This is a genomic window from Exiguobacterium sp. s142 (assembly GCF_018618455.1).
Taxonomy (GTDB): Bacteria; Bacillota; Bacilli; order Exiguobacteriales; family Exiguobacteriaceae; genus Exiguobacterium; species Exiguobacterium aurantiacum_A.
Map to the genome: position 1 here is coordinate 33,851 of NZ_JACSMB010000005.1, position 16,905 is coordinate 50,755.

Sequence of the window (16,905 nt, forward strand, 5' to 3'; positions counted from 1 at the left end):
CCTTCTCGTTTATGTTAAAGCCGTCCGTAACGGACAGGTCAACTCTTTTATTCCTCGACCTTGACGCCGAACACGTAACGGCTGTCGCCTTGTGCCCAGTCCCCGCCCGTCTCGAACAAATAGACGCCCGGTTCATCGGGAACGACTTGCTCGGACGGGACGAGTTCCCCGTCGACAATCTGATTGAATGAAAAGTTCGAAGGCTCGGCGTGGAACGTCACGTCGATTTCAGCACCTGGTTTGACCGGGACGAGCTGCAGGTCGTCCGCTCCCGGTAACCCGTGGTCTTCACATACCCCTTGTCCCTGATCGGACCAACAAAACGTCGACTGTCTCACTTCGGCGGTCACTGAACCGACCCGGACCGTCGGCAGTGGCGGGCGTAGCGACGATTCTGTTTTCCAAAAGGACATCGCGAGCAATCCTCCCCCGACTACCAGTAACCCGATCACCAACACCCATCGCCCTTTTCGCTTCAACGCACTCATCTCCTTTCCCTGTCTATTCCCCACTCCACAAAAAAGGACCCACTTTCGTGAGTCTTCCGTTCATTTCGGGCGTCGTAGCCCTTTCAACATATATCCACCTTTGAAATCGACCGGGTCGAACGCGACGAGGAACGCCTTCGGTTCATACTCCTCGACCAGTCGGCGCAATTCTTTCATCCGCGTCCGAGCCGCCAAGACATCAAGACGATAACGCGTTCCATCACGGCCTTGGCCTTGATAGTGCGTCACACCATATCCGCTGTCGCGCATCTTTTGAATGAGCTCAGCCGGAAACTCTTGCGTGTGGACTTGGATCATGTTGTAGCCGATCGCAAGTTTCCGCTCGACGAAACCGCCGAGAAGAATACCGAGCCCGAACCCGACCGCATACACGATCATCCCGAGCGTCGTCAAATCTTGAAAGACGATACCGAGCGCAAAGATATAGATGAGCGTCTCGAGCGTCCCGAACATGGCCGCAATCACCGTTTTCCCTTTGACGAGCATGATCGTCCGAAGCGTGAGCACCGGTACAAATAGTAATTGTAATAATAAAATGAGCAAGAGTTGGCTCGCTTGTCCCATAGGATCGACCTCCATTCCAATTCAGTAACTCCACTATTCCAAATTTCCGTGACGGATGCAACCAAAAAAGGCTGACCGCGGTCAGCCCTTTTCTCATTTGCTTAAATTATCAACGCTCGTGAGCAGTTCATAGTCTTTACGGATAACTTGGTAAATCGCGTTCGTATCGCCCGACAACATCTCTTCAGCACGCAACTGGTTGAGGAAGAGGCTTGTCGCGAATGTCACGAGCGCACTTTTCGGAATCCCGATTTCTTTGGCCCGGTCCGTGATGACCCGGTCTAGCTCAGCGTCAATCGTGAGCGAGAGTCTTTTTTTTGCATTCGACATAATGTTGAAGCTCCTTTAGTTTACATTTCAAATTCCTATACACAATTGCTAATTATATAGGAAGAATGCTTTTGGCGCAACCGGTGTCAGGATGACCCGATTTCTTCGCCGCTGCGAACTTTCTCCGCAATCTGGTCGATTTTGCGAAGCCGGTGGTTGATGCCCGACTTCGAGATCGGTCCCGTCTCGAGCATCTCCCCGAGTTCTTGGAGCGACACGTCTTGATGGGTGACCCGAAGCTCGGCGATCTCGCGGAGCTTGACCGGTAAAATTTCAAGCCCGACCGTCCGTTCGAGATACTTGATATTCTCGACTTGCCGGAGCGCCGCCCCGACCGTCTTGTTCAAGTTCGCCGTCTCACAGTTGACGAGCCGATTGACCGAGTTGCGCATGTCTTTGATGATGCGGGCGTCCTCAAAATCGAGCATACCGCGCGTCGCCCCGATCAGTTTAAGGAAGTCGGAGATCTTCTCGCTCTCTTTGATGTAGAGGATATGCCCTTTTTTCCGCTCGAGCGTCTTTGCGTTCAAGCCGAAGCGGTTGGCGAGGTCACGGAGCGCCTGGTTATGGTTCTCATACAGACTGTACACCTCTAGATGATACGACGACGTCTTCGGATGGTTGATCGATCCCCCGGCGAGGAACGCACCACGCAAGTAAGCGCGGGCCAGGTTCTGGTTGCGCGTCATATCCGAGTTGAGTGTCCGAATCATCTCATAGTTCTCCCCGAGGATCTCTAGGTCACGGAGCATCGTCTCAGCACGTTGCGAGACACGGACGATGTAGACGTTGTTCTTCTTCAACCGCATTTTCTTCCGGACGAACAGATCCAAGTGATGGTCGTACAGACGTTTCATGAGGGAGTAGATGCGGCGCGCGATCGCGGCGTTCTCGGTCGAGACGTCAAGCGTCATCCCCCGTCCTAAAGCGAGCGAGATGACACCGTTCATGCGGACGAGCGCGGACAGTTCCGCTTTCGCCTCGGCATCGGTGACGTCGAGTTGCGTCAGTTCTTTTTTCACTTCTGAGGCAAAGCTCATCTCGGTCCCCTCCTTTCCATTCCTGCTATTTCAGTTCAAGCTCCTGGTACGAGCGTGGTTTCTTGATCCGCAGCACGCGTTGCATGACGAGCCCGGCAATCGCGTCCGAATCGTGACGGATATAGTCACGGTTATAGTCGACGATGTCCCCGGCGAGCACGTTCGTGCCATAGTTGCGGAGTTTCTTCCGATCGAACCGGACTTCTTCCGATCCGTCTTCGAGGTAGCGCTCTAAATAAATATCTTCAATCGGTTCGTTGTTGACGACGATCGTATCGACCGTCGACTTCCCGAGGTACGCCTCGACCGACTTCAAATGCCGCATCGCGTCGTAGCCTTGCGTCTCACCCGGTTGCGTCATGACGTTACAAATATAGACGATCGGGACGCCGGCCCGGACGATGGCGTCGCGCACTTCCGGGATCAACAAGTTCGGAATGATGCTCGTATACAGGCTTCCCGGACCAAGGACGATCACATCCGCCTGTTCAATCGCCTCGACGACACCCGGTGCTGCTTTGATGCCTTCTTCTAGCAAGAATAGGCGCTTGATCGCTTTTCCGACGAGCGGGATCTTTGATTCGCCTTTGACGATCGTCCCGTCCTCAAATTCAGCGGCGAGCGTCATGAGCGTCTCCGTGACAGGCAAGACCTTCCCTTGGGCGTTCAACAGCTGCGACAGCACGTCGATCGCCTTGACGAACGACCCTTCACAAATATGTGTCGCCGCCGTCAACATCAAGTTGCCGAGCGAATGACCCTCGAGCCCGTAGCCACTATCGAACCGATACTGTAAGATGCGGTCCATGAGCGGCTCGACTTCAGACAACGCCAAGATGACGTTACGGATATCCCCGGGCGGGAGCATATGGAACTCGTCGCGGAGCCGTCCCGAGCTGCCGCCGTCATCCCCGACCGTGACAATCGCCGTGATCGCGAGCGGATAATGCTTGAGACCACGGACGAGCGTCGATAGCCCTGTCCCGCCACCGATGGCGACAACTTTTCTCTCGCGTCTCATCTTACTTCTCCTTCGTCGCGTGGACGAGGTCGCGATGGACGGTCTTGACGTTGTAGCGTTCGGCGAAATGGGCCGATACTTTTTCAGCGAACGTGATCGAGCGGTGTTTCCCGCCCGTGCAACCGAAAGCGACGACGACTTGCGCTTTCCCTTCCCGCTTGTATTGCGGCAACAGGAACTCGAGCATATCGATCACTTTTTTATAAAACGACCGCGCCTCAGGATGCGACATGACGTAATTTTGAACTTCTTCCGTCTGCCCAGTGAGCGGCCGTAGTTCCGGGATGTAAAACGGGTTCGTGATGAAGCGGACATCGAACAGTAAATCGATGTCGAGCGGTACGCCGTGCTTAAAGCCGAACGACATGAAGTTGACGGTGAACGGGATCCGCTCCTCGTTGAACTGGAGCAAAATCCGGTCTTTGAGCATTTGTGGCTTCAAGTCGCTCGTATCGTAGAGCGTGTGGGCCCGGTCACGGAACCCTTCGAGCAGCGAGCGCTCCATCTTGATGCCGACGAGCGGTGCGTCTTCCGGGGCGAGCGGATGCGACCGGCGCGTCTCTTTATAACGACGGACGAGCACGTCGTCCCGTGTGTCGAGATAGAGCAGATGCGGGTGCACGTTCTTTTGTTCGAGATCATCGATGACGATGAACAAGCTATCGATGAAGTCCGGCGTGCGCGTGTCGATCGCGACCGCGATCTTCGGACGGACCGAACTGATGACATCGATCAGCTGCGGCAACAGTACTGGCGGCAAGTTATCGACGCAAAAATAGCCGAGGTCCTCAAAGCTATTCATTGCGACCGATTTCCCGGCCCCGCTCATCCCGCTGATGATGATCAATTCTTCTAATCCTTTAAAGTCTTCCATGTCGCTGACGCCCCCTTAAATTTGACAACCGAGCCGTGTGTTCGGCTCTCTTTTATCCTCAGTATAACGAACGCCCGAAAAAAAGAGAAGGGATTGCGGTTGCCCGCAATCCCTTCTGCCTTGGTCACGCGTTTTGTTCTTGTAATTTCTCGAGGAGACCCTCGATGAAATGTTGCGCGTTTTGAGCGGCGATCGATCCGTCGTTCGTCGCTGTGACGACTTGACGGAGCGTCTTGTCGCGAACGTCTCCGGCGGCGAAGATCCCAGGGATCGTCGTCTCCATCGCTTCGTTCGTGACGATATAGCCTTGCTCGTTCAAGATGCCGAGGTCTTTGACGAATCCAGTGATCGGGTTCATCCCGATGTAGATGAATACGCCATCAATCTCATGCTCCGACTCCGTGCCGTCGATCGTGCTGACGAGACGGGCCCCGCCGACTTTACCGTCTGCTTCCACGATCTCTTTCAACGTATGGTTCCAGATGAAGTCGACTTTCGGGTTGTCGAACGCACGTTTTTGCAGGATCTTCTGCGCCCGTAGCTCATCGCGACGGTGGACGATCGTCACTTTGTCCGCGAAGCGCGTCAAGAACACGCCTTCTTCGACAGCAGAGTCGCCGCCGCCGATGACGAACAAGTTTTTCCCTTTAAAGAACGCACCGTCACAGACTGCACAGTAGGATACACCGCGACCGCCGAGCTCTTCTTCACCCGGTACGCCGATTTTTTTATACTGCGCCCCTGAAGCAAGGATGATGGCGCGTGCCTTGTAGTCACGGTTGTGGGCGTGGACGACTTTATATTCGGTTTCGTCCGAGATGCTTTGGACATCGCCATACGCGTACTCCGCACCGAACGCTTTCGAGTGGTCAAACATTTTTTGAGATAGGTCTGGACCGAGAATGCTGTCGTAACCTGGATAGTTTTCGATATCTTCCGTGTTCGCCATCTGCCCACCTGGGATACCTCGTTCAATCATAAGTGTCGACAAATTAGCACGCGACGCGTAAAGTGCCGCCGTCATTCCGGCTGGGCCGGCCCCGATGATAATGACGTCATAGATTTTTTCTTCTGTCATAGTGATTCCACCTCTGCATGAAATTGATTGACTTCAGTATAAGAAACCTAGGGAGGTATCGTCTATCTTTATGCTTGCTCGAGTGTCCGCTTGAACGCTTTGATCGTCCCGGTGAGCGTGTCGACCGAGACGTCGAACGTATCGGCGCATTCCTCAAGCAGGAGTGATTCGCGTTTCGCGTAAAACATCCAGACGAGCGCCGCGGCCGATGCCGTGACGTCTTCGAACGTTTCTCCCGCTAGCAGCAGTCGCGAGAAGCGCTCATAGAAATCGCCGTCGAGGCTCATCTGTTCTGCTTCCGTCACTTCTGTTTCGGCAAGGACGAGGGCGGCGTATCCTCGTTCGATCCGGGCGTCGCCCGTGAACGGAGAACCGCAAATTTCAGCGCGACACTTTTCGGCGAACGAGATCACCGTCTCGTTATCGGTCAATCCGTTCGTCAAGGCGAGCGCCTCGAACGCTTCGTCATCGGCGAGCTTGGAGATGATCCGAATGATCTCGATGCGGGCCGTGTCTTCCTCTTGGCGCAGACCTTGGACGAGCGCCGAGCGGAACTCGAGGTTGTCGCGGATATCGAACGGATTTTTCTCTTCAAACTGTTTCAACTCGTCACTGTTCAAATAGGTAGCCGCTTCTTCAGAACGTCCTGTCTTGTAGGCGGATACGCTGAGCCAATGCCCGAACAGTGAGTCGCCACGGAAGCCACGTTCTTTCAATAGACGCAGTTCTTCGTAGGCATGGTCGTACTGGCCGACGAGAGCTAGCGTCGTAGCGAGCTTGTAGCGCAATTCAAATTGGATCGGACGGACGCGTGTGAGCGGGACCGACAGTTGCTGCGCTGCTTCCGACTGTCCGGCCTCATGTAATAGAAGAATCGTGTTCAAGATCGCATGCAAGTTGCCCGGATTTTGGTCGAGGACGTACTCGAGCGTCTCGAACGCCGATTCGTCGTTGCCGAGGTAAAAGTGGACGATGGCCAAATTGTTGAACGCCGGCCAAAACGACGGATATTGATCGATCAAGCGCTCGAGCGTCGACTTGGCGGCGAAGAGCCGACCTTTGTCGATGTGTTGCTGCGCCTCGGTGTGCCACGTGATCAACTCGTCCTCTTCTTCGTCCTCGAGCTCTTGTTCAAGCTCGATCAGTTCGAGAAGGGATTGGACCGATTCCGCGTAACGACCGTGCGCTTCCTGTTCAAGATAGCGGCTCGCATACGTGGCCGCTTCTTCGTACTGTGAGATATAGGCGCAGTTGCTCGCGAGGTGATAAAGTGCCTCTGTCGCCGTTTGGTCGAGTTCTAATACCCGTTTCCACACATCGTTGGCGTGGTAGACCTCCCCTACTTCGAATAACAGTTCAGCGTACTGTTTGTGGTAATCGACGCGATGGACTGCCGCAGCAGTTGCTTCAGCCATGAAAAAAGTCGCTTCATCTAGGCGACCTTCTCGTAACGCTCGACGACCTCTATAGTAGTGGAGCTCCGCAGCAAGCGGAGATTCTGGTTCGGGTAGCGTCATTAGTGCTTCATAGTTCGCTTCCATATTCTAAATCCTCCACATCGTCTCTAGTATCTTTTTTTAGTTGCAGGATTAAGAATACCGCACTCAATCCATGAGGGCAACCGAAAAAGTTTAAAAAAATCGGGACTATATTCCTTCTATAATGAATATATTTTACTAGGTCTGACAATTGTTTTTCGACAAAAATATACATAACGGCTCACCTCGCGACACGACACAAAAAAACGGCATCACCTTCAAATAAAGTGATACCGCTCAAGTATTTTTCACACGAAGACCAATCGAACAGCTTGAAATGATTTCGCACTAAATTGTGTCTATTTCGTGTCGATGGTTTGCAATTTGGCGCCGACGACGCGTTCGCCGGGCAAGACGTCGCGATGTACGACGGCTCCGGCTCCGACGACCGCCTTGTCCCCGATCGTGATGCCCGGCAAGATCGTCACGTTCGCCCCGATCAAGACGTCGTCACCGATCCGGACGTCACCGATCCGATACTCGTCGACGAGGTATTCGTGACAAAGGATCGTCGTGTTGAAGCCGATGACCGTGTTGCGTCCGATCGTGATCCGCTCCGGGAACATGACGTCAGGCGTCACCATGAGGGCGAGGGCGCTATACTCCCCGATCTTCATCCCGAGGAAGTTCCGGTACAGCCAACGCTTCGCCTTGACGGACGGGAAGTAACGCCCGACGAGGACGACCGTTGTATTTTTGAAGACGCGCAAGAAGCGGATCGTCCGATACATCTGCCAGAGCGGGTTGGGCCCGTCCAGATGATACCGTTCCGTCTTACGCATTGACCGTGACCTCGTCGAGCCACGTCTCGAAGTGCTCCATCGACTCGATGATGACGTCAGGCTCGAGCGTCTCTAAGAACGCCTGGCCCTTCAAGGCCCAACCGACGGCGACCGTCTTCGTGCCGGCGTTTTTGCCGCTGAAGATGTCCGTATCGTTGTCCCCGACCATGACGGCCCGCTCCGGTGTCGAACCGAGCGCGCGCAGCGCCTGCTCGACCGGCTCGGCGTGCGGTTTCTCGTTTTCGACGTCGTCAGCCGTGACGACGACGCCAAACAAGTGGTCGATGTTGAACAAGCGAAGTCCGTGTTCGACGACCGGCCGGCCTTTCGATGTGACGATGCCCATCTTATAGCCTTTGGCGTGCAGACGATGCAGTCCTTCGATCACGCCAGGATATTCGGCGACGAGCGCGTCGTGCATGGCGATGTTGAAGCTGCGATAGAACGCCTGCATCTCTTTCCATTCCGATTCATTGAGCGCTTTGAACGACTTCTCGAGCGTCGGTCCGATGAACGGGAAAATATCTTCGTCCCGATACGTCTCGTTCGGGAAGTAATACCCGAGCGTATGCCGAAAACTCGCAAGGATGAGCGGGTTCGTGTCGAGCAACGTACCGTCTAAATCAAATAAAATCGTATCCATCAATCAAACAGTCCTTTCTCAGAAGGGTCATCGTACCGCTTCGCTTTCCGGCGCAACACCATCATGACGATCCCGAACACGATCATCGCGATCGAGACGAGCTGTGCCGTCCGTAGATCACCGGCCATGAGGCTGTCCGTACGGAGTCCCTCGATATAGAAGCGACCGATCGAGTACCAGACGAGGTACGACAAGAAGATATAGCCGCGCGGCGGATTACCGACCATGCGCCAAACGACGAGCAAGATGACGCCGAGGATGTTCCAGACGCTCTCGAACAAGAACGTCGGCAAGTAGTACGCCCCGTCGATATACATCTGGTTGACGATCCAGTCCGGTAACAACAACGTCTCTTTCAAAAACCGGCTCGTCGTCTCAGACCCGTGCGCCTCTTGGTTCATGAAGTTGCCCCACCGCCCGATCGCTTGACCGAGCAAGAGCGACGGCGCGAGGATGTCGGTCACTTTCCAGAACGACATCGATTTACGCATCGAGTAGATGATGACGACGAGCAAGGCGCCGAAGATGGCCCCGTGAATCGCGATCCCGCCTTGGCGGATATCGATGATCTGCCCGAGGTTTTGGCTGTAATAATCCCATTGGAACACGACATAGTAAATCCGGGCGAAGACGATACTGATCGGGATCGCCCAGATGATGACGTCGACGACCCGCTCCGAATCATAATTAAGTCGCTTCGCCTCGAACAAGGCGAGGACGAGACCGAGCATCGCTCCGAAGGCGATGATCATGCCGTACCAATAGATCGGGAGCGATCCGATCTCGAACGCTACGCGGTCAAACGTCGGCTCCACCATCATTCCATGTCACCTTCGTTATCGTGGATCGCGTTGGCGAGTCGTTCGGCGAACTCTTCCGCCGTGTTGATGCCCATGTTTTGCAGGCGATAGTTCATCGCCGCGACTTCGACGATGACGGCCAAGTTACGTCCCGGACGGACCGGAATCGTGAGTAGCGGCACTTCACTGTCGATGATCTTCATCGTGTTATGGTCGAGCCCAACGCGGTCATACACTTTGCCGGCGTCCCAGTTCTCGAGGTTGATGATCAAGCTGATCTTTTTGTGCGAACGGACGGCGCCCGCTCCGAACAACGTCATCACGTCGATGATGCCGATCCCGCGAATCTCGAGCAAGTGGCGGATCAGCTTTGGTGCCGACCCGACTAGCAGCTGGTCGCCCGTCTGCCGGATCTCGACCGAGTCGTCGGCTACGAGACGGTGGCCCCGCTTGACGAGCTCGAGCGCGGTCTCGGATTTACCGACGCCGCTCTGTCCTTTGATGAGGACGCCGACACCGTAAATGTCGACGAGGACGCCGTGCATCGCCGTCATCGGTGCGAGTTCCATCTCGAGGAAGTTCGTGATCTGTGACTCGATCGACGTCGTCACCGCGTTTGTACGCATGAGCGGAACGTTCGCCGCCTCGGCCTCTTCCTCGATCTCGATTGGGATGTCGAAGCCGCGCGTGATGAGAATGCCCGGTGTCGACTCCGTGCAAAGAATTTTGGCACGCTCGCGGCGGCTTTCTTCAGACAGGCTCGCGTAAAACGTGAGCTCCGTCTTGCCGAGCACTTGAAGACGGTTCTTCGCATAGTGTGTATAGTAGCCGGCGAGGACGAGTCCTGGTCGACTGAGGTCCGGTGTGGCGACAGGACGGTGAAGCCCTTCTTCCCCGGAAATGACTTGAAGCTTGAAGCGCTCAACGAGTTGAGCCGTGCGTACGATATTTTGCATAAGTATCTGCCCCTTTCACGCTCATTATTGTATCATAGCTCCTTAGCAGAAGCGTTAATGAAAAGTGAGGCAGAACTTGTCAATTCAAAAGGAATGAAACTAATTTGTGGCAATTGCGTAGAACGGGTATAGAAGTTTATAAGGAGGTGAAACAAAATGGACGCACTCTTTTGGATTGCCATCGTCTTTATTTTCATCGTCGGGATCGCGGCGCTCGTCTATCTGATCAAGTCACTCATCGACATGTGGCGCGAATATGCGACGACGAAGAACGAGACGGTGCTCTTGTTGTTCATCCTGAACATCGTCGGTGTCTTCTTGTCTGGCTCGTTACTTTCGATGATCGTCGCCATCATCTTCTACTGGAACCGCTCGAAAAAAATGCGGAACCTCGGGATCTTCCTACTCATCGCTGGACCGATTCTGTTTATCCTCTTTATCATCGGCTCGTTCACGTTGTATGACGCCCCGATGATGGAATGGGAACAGTTCGAGAACGAAATGAATTTATGACGTGACAAAGCCCGGAGGCAATCGCCTTCGGGCTTCTTATGATTCACGCTGTACAAAAAGAACCCCGAAGGCGCTCGCCTTCGGGGTTGATCGTCATTGTTGATGGAACGGGTTGTTCAAGTCGGCCGGGTTGACCGGGTCGACCGGATCATTCGGTTCCGTCGGTTCGTGCTTGTCTTCTTCGAGGAACGTCGACGGCGTGTGGAGTGAACCGTGCTCGAGGTCGATCGTACCCGTACGTGTACCGGCTTCGACTTCGATGCGCGGCGTCTGGCCACGGCCTGATAAGAATTCGAGACGACGCTGGGCGACGTCTTTACGGTCGCGGACGATCTCGAGGTCGTCCAAGTCGCAGTGGAGACCACCGAAGTTCGTCTCGAGGTCACCTTCGACTTCGACGCCGTGCGGCAAGACGAGTCGGATGTTCCCGGCGAGCGAAGCGAGTTCGAACTTGGCCGGACGCGCCGTCGCGAGTTCGGCGCGGATGTTGCCGTTGCCGGTCTTGAGCGAGGCCTTGTCATACTTCCCGTTCACGATGACAGAACCGTTACCGGTCCGGACGTGGACGAGCTCAGACTCGGTCGCTTCGACCTCGACCGTACCGTTGCCCGTGTTGACGAGGATTTCTGAAGCGTGCACCTCGTGAAGCACGACGCGGCCGTTCGCCGTCTGGACGCGGAAGCTCTCGACGTCGATCCCGTCGGCACGGACTTCACCGTTCAACGTTTGGACGTTCAAGTGGTCGAAATGATGATGCGGGACGTACAGTTCGACGTGGGCCCGGACGAGCTTGTCACGAAGTGAGATGACGAGACGGTCGCCGATGACCGAATGTTTGACGGCCGACTGGAGCTGTTCGAGCGCTTTGTCCGCGTCTTGCTGACGGAGCGGACGACCGGTGACGATCAGTTCACACTCATCGTTGTCCGACGAGACGATCGTCGCCGAGGCGTTGAACAAGTCGAGCAGGATATCTTTCCCGGTGAACGGGAACGATTTCGAGTACGTCACTTCCGGTCCGAAGTTCGAGCTGAACGAGAAGTCGCTGTCGCGAAGCTTCGTCACGAGTCCATCGACCGCTGACGTCAGTTTCGTCGTGAGCGATTCGACCGAGTAGGCATCGACCTTCTCCGTCTCTTGATGCTCTTCAAGCGCTTGGATACGCTCCGGCTCCAACTTCTCGAGCCGTTCGAGTTGGGTCATCCCTTCCTCGATCGTCAGTTTGCCATCTTTCACTTGCTGGAGAATCAGTTCACGCATTTCTTGTTTCACGTTCGTTTCCCCCTTCGATTTGGTTACACGTCAATCATGTTCCCGTTTCTAAACATTTCTATACTTATTTCTTTTTTCCTGCTTTCGGTTTGGCCCGGGCCGCATCGCGTTCGAGCACCGGTTTCAAATACTTGCCGGTGTACGACGCCGTGACTTCGGCGACTTCTTCCGGCGTCCCGGTCGCGACGATCATACCGCCGCCGTCCCCGCCTTCCGGTCCGAGGTCGATCAAGTAGTCGGCCGATTTGATGACGTCTAAGTTATGCTCGATGACGAGCACCGTGTCCCCGTTCTCGACGAGGCGCTGCAATACGATTAACAACCGGGCGATATCGTCGACGTGAAGACCGGTCGTCGGCTCGTCCAAGATGTAGATCGTCTTGCCGGTCGAACGTTTGTGCAGCTCAGACGCGAGCTTGACGCGTTGCGCTTCCCCGCCCGACAGTTCGGTCGCCGGTTGTCCGAGCTTCATGTAGCCGAGGCCGACGTCAGAAATCGTCTGGATCTTCCGCTTGATTTTCGGAATCTTGTCAAAGAAGTCGAGCCCTTCCTCGATCGTCATGTCGAGCACGTCGGCGATCGTCTTCCCTTTATACTTCACTTCGAGCGTCTCCCGGTTGTAGCGTTTGCCGTGACAGATCTCACACGGGACATAAACGTCTGGAAGGAAGTGCATCTCGATCTTGATGATCCCGTCCCCGCGGCACGCCTCACAGCGTCCGCCTTTGACGTTGAAACTGAAGCGGCCTTTCTTGTAACCGCGCATCTTCGCCTCGTTCGTCGACGCGAACACGTCACGGATGTCATCGAACACACCCGTATACGTCGCCGGGTTCGACCGCGGCGTCCGTCCGATCGGCGACTGGTCGATATCGATGACTTTATCGATCTGGTCAAGCCCTTCGATCGTCTTATGCTTCCCTGGCTTCGCTTTGGCGCGGTTAATATGGTGCGCGAGCGACTTGTACAGGATCTCGTTGATGAGCGTCGACTTCCCGGAGCCGGAGACACCGGTGACGGCGATGAACATACCGAGCGGGATCGATACGTCGACCTCTTTCAAGTTGTTCTCTGCTGCTTTGACGATCCTGATGAAACGCTCGTCCGGCACTTTGCGCTCGGCCGGCAGCGGGATGAACCGTTTCCCGGACAAGTATTGCCCGGTGAGCGACTTTCGGTTCTTCATAATCTGTTTCGGTGTGCCGGCGGCGATGACTTCTCCGCCGTGCTCTCCGGCGCCAGGTCCGATGTCGATCAAGTAGTCGGCCGCCATCATCGTGTCCTCGTCATGCTCGACGACGATGAGCGTATTGCCGATGTCGCGCATCTGTTTGAGCGTCGCGATCAAGCGGTCGTTGTCACGCTGGTGCAACCCGATCGACGGCTCGTCCAAGACGTACAAGACGCCGGTCAGCCGCGACCCGATCTGCGTGGCTAGACGGATCCGCTGCGCTTCCCCGCCCGATAACGTCCCGGCCGCCCGCGACAACGTCAAGTAGTCGAGACCGACGTTGTTCAGGAAGCTGAGCCGTTCTTTGATTTCTTGCAAGATGAGCCGGGCGATGGCGATATCTTTTTCGCTCAGTTCGTCCATGAGCGAATCGAACAAGGCGAGCGCATGCTCGACCGAAAGTGTCGTCACTTCCCCGATGTGGCGGTCGGTGATCTTGACGGCGAGCGTCTCTTCTTTCAACCGATAGCCGTCACACGTCGGGCAGGCGTGTGTCGCCATATACGTCTCCATCTGTTCCCGGATGTAATCCGACGTCGTCTCTTTATAGCGGCGCTCGATGTTGCGGAGCACCCCTTCAAAAAAGATCGTGTTCGTCCGGACTTGGCCGAAATCGTTCTCGTAGCGGAACAAGAACGATTCTTCTTCCGTCCCGTGCAAGACGAGGTCTTGGTCACGTTTTGACAGCCGTTCGAACGGTACGTCCATATCGATGTCGAAATGCTGGCACATCGAGGCGAGCAGTTGCGGATAATATTGCGAGCTCGTCGGCTGCCATGCGACGACCGCGCCTTCTTTCAACGTCTTCGCCGGGTCTGGGATGACGAGTTCCGGGTCGACGTCTAGTTTCGTACCGAGACCGTCACACGTCGGGCAGGCCCCGAACGGTGAGTTGAACGAGAACATGCGCGGCTCGAGCTCACCGATCGAGAAGCCACAGATCGGGCAGGCGTGGTGCTCGCTAAACAACAGCTCGGTCCCGTCCATCTTGTCGATGATGGCGCGGCCGTCCGCGAGGCGGAGTGCCGTCTCGAGTGAATCAGCGAGGCGGCCTTCGACGTCAGCACGGACGACGAGCCGGTCGACGACGACCTCGATCGAATGTTTCTTGTTCTTGTCGAGCTCGATGTCATCGGTCAGTTCGACCGTCTCCCCGTTGACGCGGACACGGACGAACCCTTCTTTTTTGAGCGAGTCGAACACTTTGACGTGCGTGCCTTTCCGTCCCGACACGATCGGCGCCAAGATTTGCAGGCGCGTCTTCTCCGGGAGCTCCATCACTTGGTCGACCATCTGTGAGATCGTCTGGCTTGAGATCTCGATGCCGTGGCGTGGGCAGACCGGTTTCCCGATGCGGGCGAACAAGAGTCGTAAGTAGTCATAGATCTCCGTCACCGTCCCGACGGTCGAGCGCGGGTTACGGCTCGTCGTCTTCTGGTCGATCGAGATGGCCGGGCTCAACCCTTCGATCGTATCGACGTCCGGCTTGTCCATCTGTCCGAGGAACTGACGGGCGTATGCCGACAGGCTCTCGACGTAACGGCGCTGCCCTTCGGCGTAGATCGTATCGAATGCGAGCGATGACTTCCCTGATCCCGACAGACCCGTCAAGACGACGAGCTGGTCACGGGGGATATCGATATCAATGTTTTTCAAGTTGTTGACGCGCGCCCCTTTGATGACGATCGCATTTTTCTTTTCAGCCATTTAATTCCCTACCTTCAACTCCAAGATTAAGTCACGCAATTCGGCCGCCCGCTCGAACTGAAGATCGCGGGCCGCTTGTTTCATTTCTTCTTCTAGTTTGCCGATTGCCGCCTCGCGCTCGTCTTGATTCATCGAGCTGAGCGACTCGAGCACTTCTTCTTCGGCAGCGACGGTCGCGCGGATGACACCGCGCACTTCTTTGCGGATCGTCTGCGGCGTGACGCCGTGCTCTTCATTGTATTCTTGCTGGATCGTCCGACGGCGGTCGGTCTCCCCGATCGCCCGTTTCATTGAATCGGTCATCTTGTCGGCGAACAGGATGACGTGGCCGTTCGAGTTACGCGCTGCCCGTCCGATCGTCTGGATGAGTGACCGGTCAGAACGAAGGAACCCTTCCTTGTCGGCGTCGAGGATCGTGACGAGACTCACTTCCGGGATATCGAGCCCTTCTCGCAGCAAGTTGATCCCGACGAGGACGTCGTATTTACCGAGTCGCAAGTCTCGGATGATCTCGATCCGTTCGAGCGTCTTGATCTCGGAGTGCATATAGTTGACCTTGATGCCCGCTTCACGGAGATAGTCCGACAAGTCTTCGGCCATCTTCTTCGTGAGCGTCGTCACGAGGACGCGTTCGTCCTGTTTGATGCGGTCGCGGATCTGGTCCATCAAGTAGTCGATCTGTCCTTTGATCGGGTGGATCTCGATCGTCGGGTCGAGTAGTCCCGTCGGCCGGATGATCTGCTCGATCATGTTTGGTGTATGCTCGAGCTCGTACGGGCCCGGTGTCGCCGAGATGAAAATCGCTTGCGACAACTTCTTCTCGAACTCCTCGAACTTGAGTGGACGGTTATCCTTGGCTGAAGGCAGACGAAAGCCGTGGTCGACGAGCATTTGTTTACGCGCCTGGTCGCCGTTGAACATCCCGCGGACTTGCGGTAGCGTCACGTGTGACTCGTCGGCGATGAGCAAGAAGTCTTTCGGGAAGTAGTCGATGAGCGTGTACGGCGTCGCCCCTTCCTCCGTCAAGTTCAGATGGCGTGAATAGTTCTCGATGCCTGAACAGTAGCCCATCTCGCGCATCATCTCGAGGTCGTAGTTCGTCCGCTGCTCGAGACGTTGCGCTTCGAGCAATTTGCCTTCTTCGCGGAACTTCTCAAGCTGTTGCTCGAGCTCGGCCTCGATGTTGATGATCGCCTTCTGCAGCTTCTCGTCGCGGGTGACGAAGTGGGATGCCGGGAAGATCGAGACGTGTTCACGGTCGGCGATGATCTCGCCGGTGAGCGGGTTCATCTCGCGGATGCGGTCGATCTCGTCACCGAAAAATTCGACGCGCAAGCACTGCTCGTCGCGTGACGCCGGGAAGATCTCGACGACGTCGCCGCGGACACGGAAGCGCCCGCGCTGGAAATCGATGTCGTTCCGTTCATATTGGATGTCGATCAGTTTGCGGAGCATCTGGTCGCGCCCCATCTCTTTGCCGACGCGGAGGCTCAAGACGAGACTGTTGTATTCTTCCGGGTTACCGAGACCGTATATACACGATACGGATGCGACGATGATGACGTCATCCCGCTCGAACAAGGACGACGTCGCCGAGTGACGGAGCTTGTCGATCTCGTCGTTGATCGAGGCGTCTTTCTCGATGAACGTGTCGGTCGACGGCACGTACGCCTCCGGTTGATAGTAGTCATAGTAACTGACGAAATATTCGACGGCGTTGTTCGGGAAAAACTCTTTGAACTCGGAATAGAGCTGGCCGGCGAGCGTCTTGTTGTGGGCTAAGACGAGCGTCGGCTTCTTCACTTCCTGGATGACGTTCGACACGGTGAACGTCTTCCCGGTACCGGTCGCACCGAGCAGCGTCTGGTAACGGTCGCCGCGATTGACGCCTTCGATGAGTTGGCGGATCGCCTCCGGCTGGTCGCCGGCCGGACTGTATTCCGAATGTAATTCGAACGGAAGCTTGATCTTGTCCATGTATATTCCTCGCTTTCTGTCCCTTGCATATTGACTTGATTATAGCACATACACGAACAAATATTCGCTT

16 protein-coding genes are annotated in these 16,905 nt (G+C 55.6%); 1 reads left to right on the top strand and 15 read right to left on the bottom strand.

Annotated features, from left to right (window positions below):
• Positions 1-47 precede the first annotated feature (47 nt).
• From KNP77_RS06280 to hprK, 12 genes are all read right to left on the bottom strand, one after another.
• Positions 48-488: a hypothetical protein gene (locus KNP77_RS06280; protein WP_131463995.1), complete on the bottom strand. Its 441-nt coding sequence runs from the start codon at positions 486-488 to the stop codon at positions 48-50.
• Positions 489-548: 60 nt separating this feature from the next.
• Positions 549-1,073, bottom strand: a complete 525-nt coding sequence (locus tag KNP77_RS06285) for a DUF2179 domain-containing protein (RefSeq protein WP_236633352.1) — start codon at positions 1,071-1,073, stop codon at positions 549-551.
• Positions 1,074-1,166: 93 nt separating this feature from the next.
• Entirely contained in the window at positions 1,167-1,403 is a 237-nt protein-coding gene (locus KNP77_RS06290; RefSeq protein WP_016508644.1) for a hypothetical protein, read from the bottom strand.
• An 86-nt stretch (positions 1,404-1,489) separates the two neighbouring features.
• A complete protein-coding gene (gene whiA, locus KNP77_RS06295) occupies positions 1,490-2,443 on the bottom strand; it encodes a DNA-binding protein WhiA (RefSeq protein WP_131455835.1) in 954 nt (317 codons plus the stop codon).
• A 25-nt stretch (positions 2,444-2,468) separates the two neighbouring features.
• Entirely contained in the window at positions 2,469-3,464 is a 996-nt protein-coding gene (locus KNP77_RS06300) for a gluconeogenesis factor YvcK family protein (RefSeq protein ID WP_131455833.1), read from the bottom strand.
• A 1-nt stretch (position 3,465) separates the two neighbouring features.
• Positions 3,466-4,338 (bottom strand): RNase adapter RapZ, encoded by an 873-nt coding sequence (gene rapZ / locus KNP77_RS06305; protein WP_214889291.1) that lies wholly within the window; start codon positions 4,336-4,338, stop codon positions 3,466-3,468.
• A gap of 124 nt (positions 4,339-4,462) precedes the next feature.
• Positions 4,463-5,416, bottom strand: coding sequence for a thioredoxin-disulfide reductase (gene trxB, locus KNP77_RS06310; RefSeq protein ID WP_070328693.1), 954 nt, complete (start codon positions 5,414-5,416; stop codon positions 4,463-4,465).
• 68 nt (positions 5,417-5,484) lie between these two features.
• Positions 5,485-6,957: a tetratricopeptide repeat protein gene (locus tag KNP77_RS06315; protein ID WP_251138962.1), complete on the bottom strand. Its 1,473-nt coding sequence runs from the start codon at positions 6,955-6,957 to the stop codon at positions 5,485-5,487.
• A gap of 296 nt (positions 6,958-7,253) precedes the next feature.
• The gene (locus KNP77_RS06320; protein ID WP_131443170.1) at positions 7,254-7,736 is read right to left on the bottom strand and encodes an acyltransferase; all 483 of its coding nucleotides are present in this window, start codon (positions 7,734-7,736) and stop codon (positions 7,254-7,256) included.
• Positions 7,729-8,379, bottom strand: coding sequence for a pyrophosphatase PpaX (gene ppaX, locus KNP77_RS06325; protein ID WP_214889294.1), 651 nt, complete (start codon positions 8,377-8,379; stop codon positions 7,729-7,731). The genes KNP77_RS06320 and ppaX overlap by 8 nt, the downstream gene beginning before the upstream one ends.
• Positions 8,379-9,200: a prolipoprotein diacylglyceryl transferase gene (gene lgt, locus KNP77_RS06330; RefSeq protein WP_070328688.1), complete on the bottom strand. Its 822-nt coding sequence runs from the start codon at positions 9,198-9,200 to the stop codon at positions 8,379-8,381. The genes ppaX and lgt overlap by 1 nt, the downstream gene beginning before the upstream one ends.
• A complete protein-coding gene (hprK, locus tag KNP77_RS06335) occupies positions 9,197-10,135 on the bottom strand; it encodes an HPr(Ser) kinase/phosphatase (protein WP_070328687.1) in 939 nt (312 codons plus the stop codon). Before hprK ends, lgt begins: the two co-directional genes overlap by 4 nt.
• Before the next feature lie 156 nt (positions 10,136-10,291).
• Here hprK and KNP77_RS06340 point away from each other — a divergent pair, with 156 nt between their 5' ends.
• Positions 10,292-10,648 (top strand): hypothetical protein, encoded by a 357-nt coding sequence (locus KNP77_RS06340; RefSeq protein WP_070328686.1) that lies wholly within the window; start codon positions 10,292-10,294, stop codon positions 10,646-10,648.
• 93 nt (positions 10,649-10,741) lie between these two features.
• Here KNP77_RS06340 and KNP77_RS06345 read toward each other — a convergent pair whose 3' ends face one another.
• From KNP77_RS06345 to uvrB, 3 genes are all read right to left on the bottom strand, one after another.
• Positions 10,742-11,920, bottom strand: a complete 1,179-nt coding sequence (locus tag KNP77_RS06345) for a DUF4097 family beta strand repeat-containing protein (protein ID WP_214889296.1) — start codon at positions 11,918-11,920, stop codon at positions 10,742-10,744.
• A 64-nt stretch (positions 11,921-11,984) separates the two neighbouring features.
• Positions 11,985-14,858 (bottom strand): excinuclease ABC subunit UvrA, encoded by a 2,874-nt coding sequence (uvrA, locus tag KNP77_RS06350; protein WP_214889298.1) that lies wholly within the window; start codon positions 14,856-14,858, stop codon positions 11,985-11,987.
• Positions 14,859-16,835, bottom strand: a complete 1,977-nt coding sequence (gene uvrB / locus KNP77_RS06355; protein WP_251138963.1) for an excinuclease ABC subunit UvrB — start codon at positions 16,833-16,835, stop codon at positions 14,859-14,861.
• Positions 16,836-16,905 lie beyond the last annotated feature (70 nt).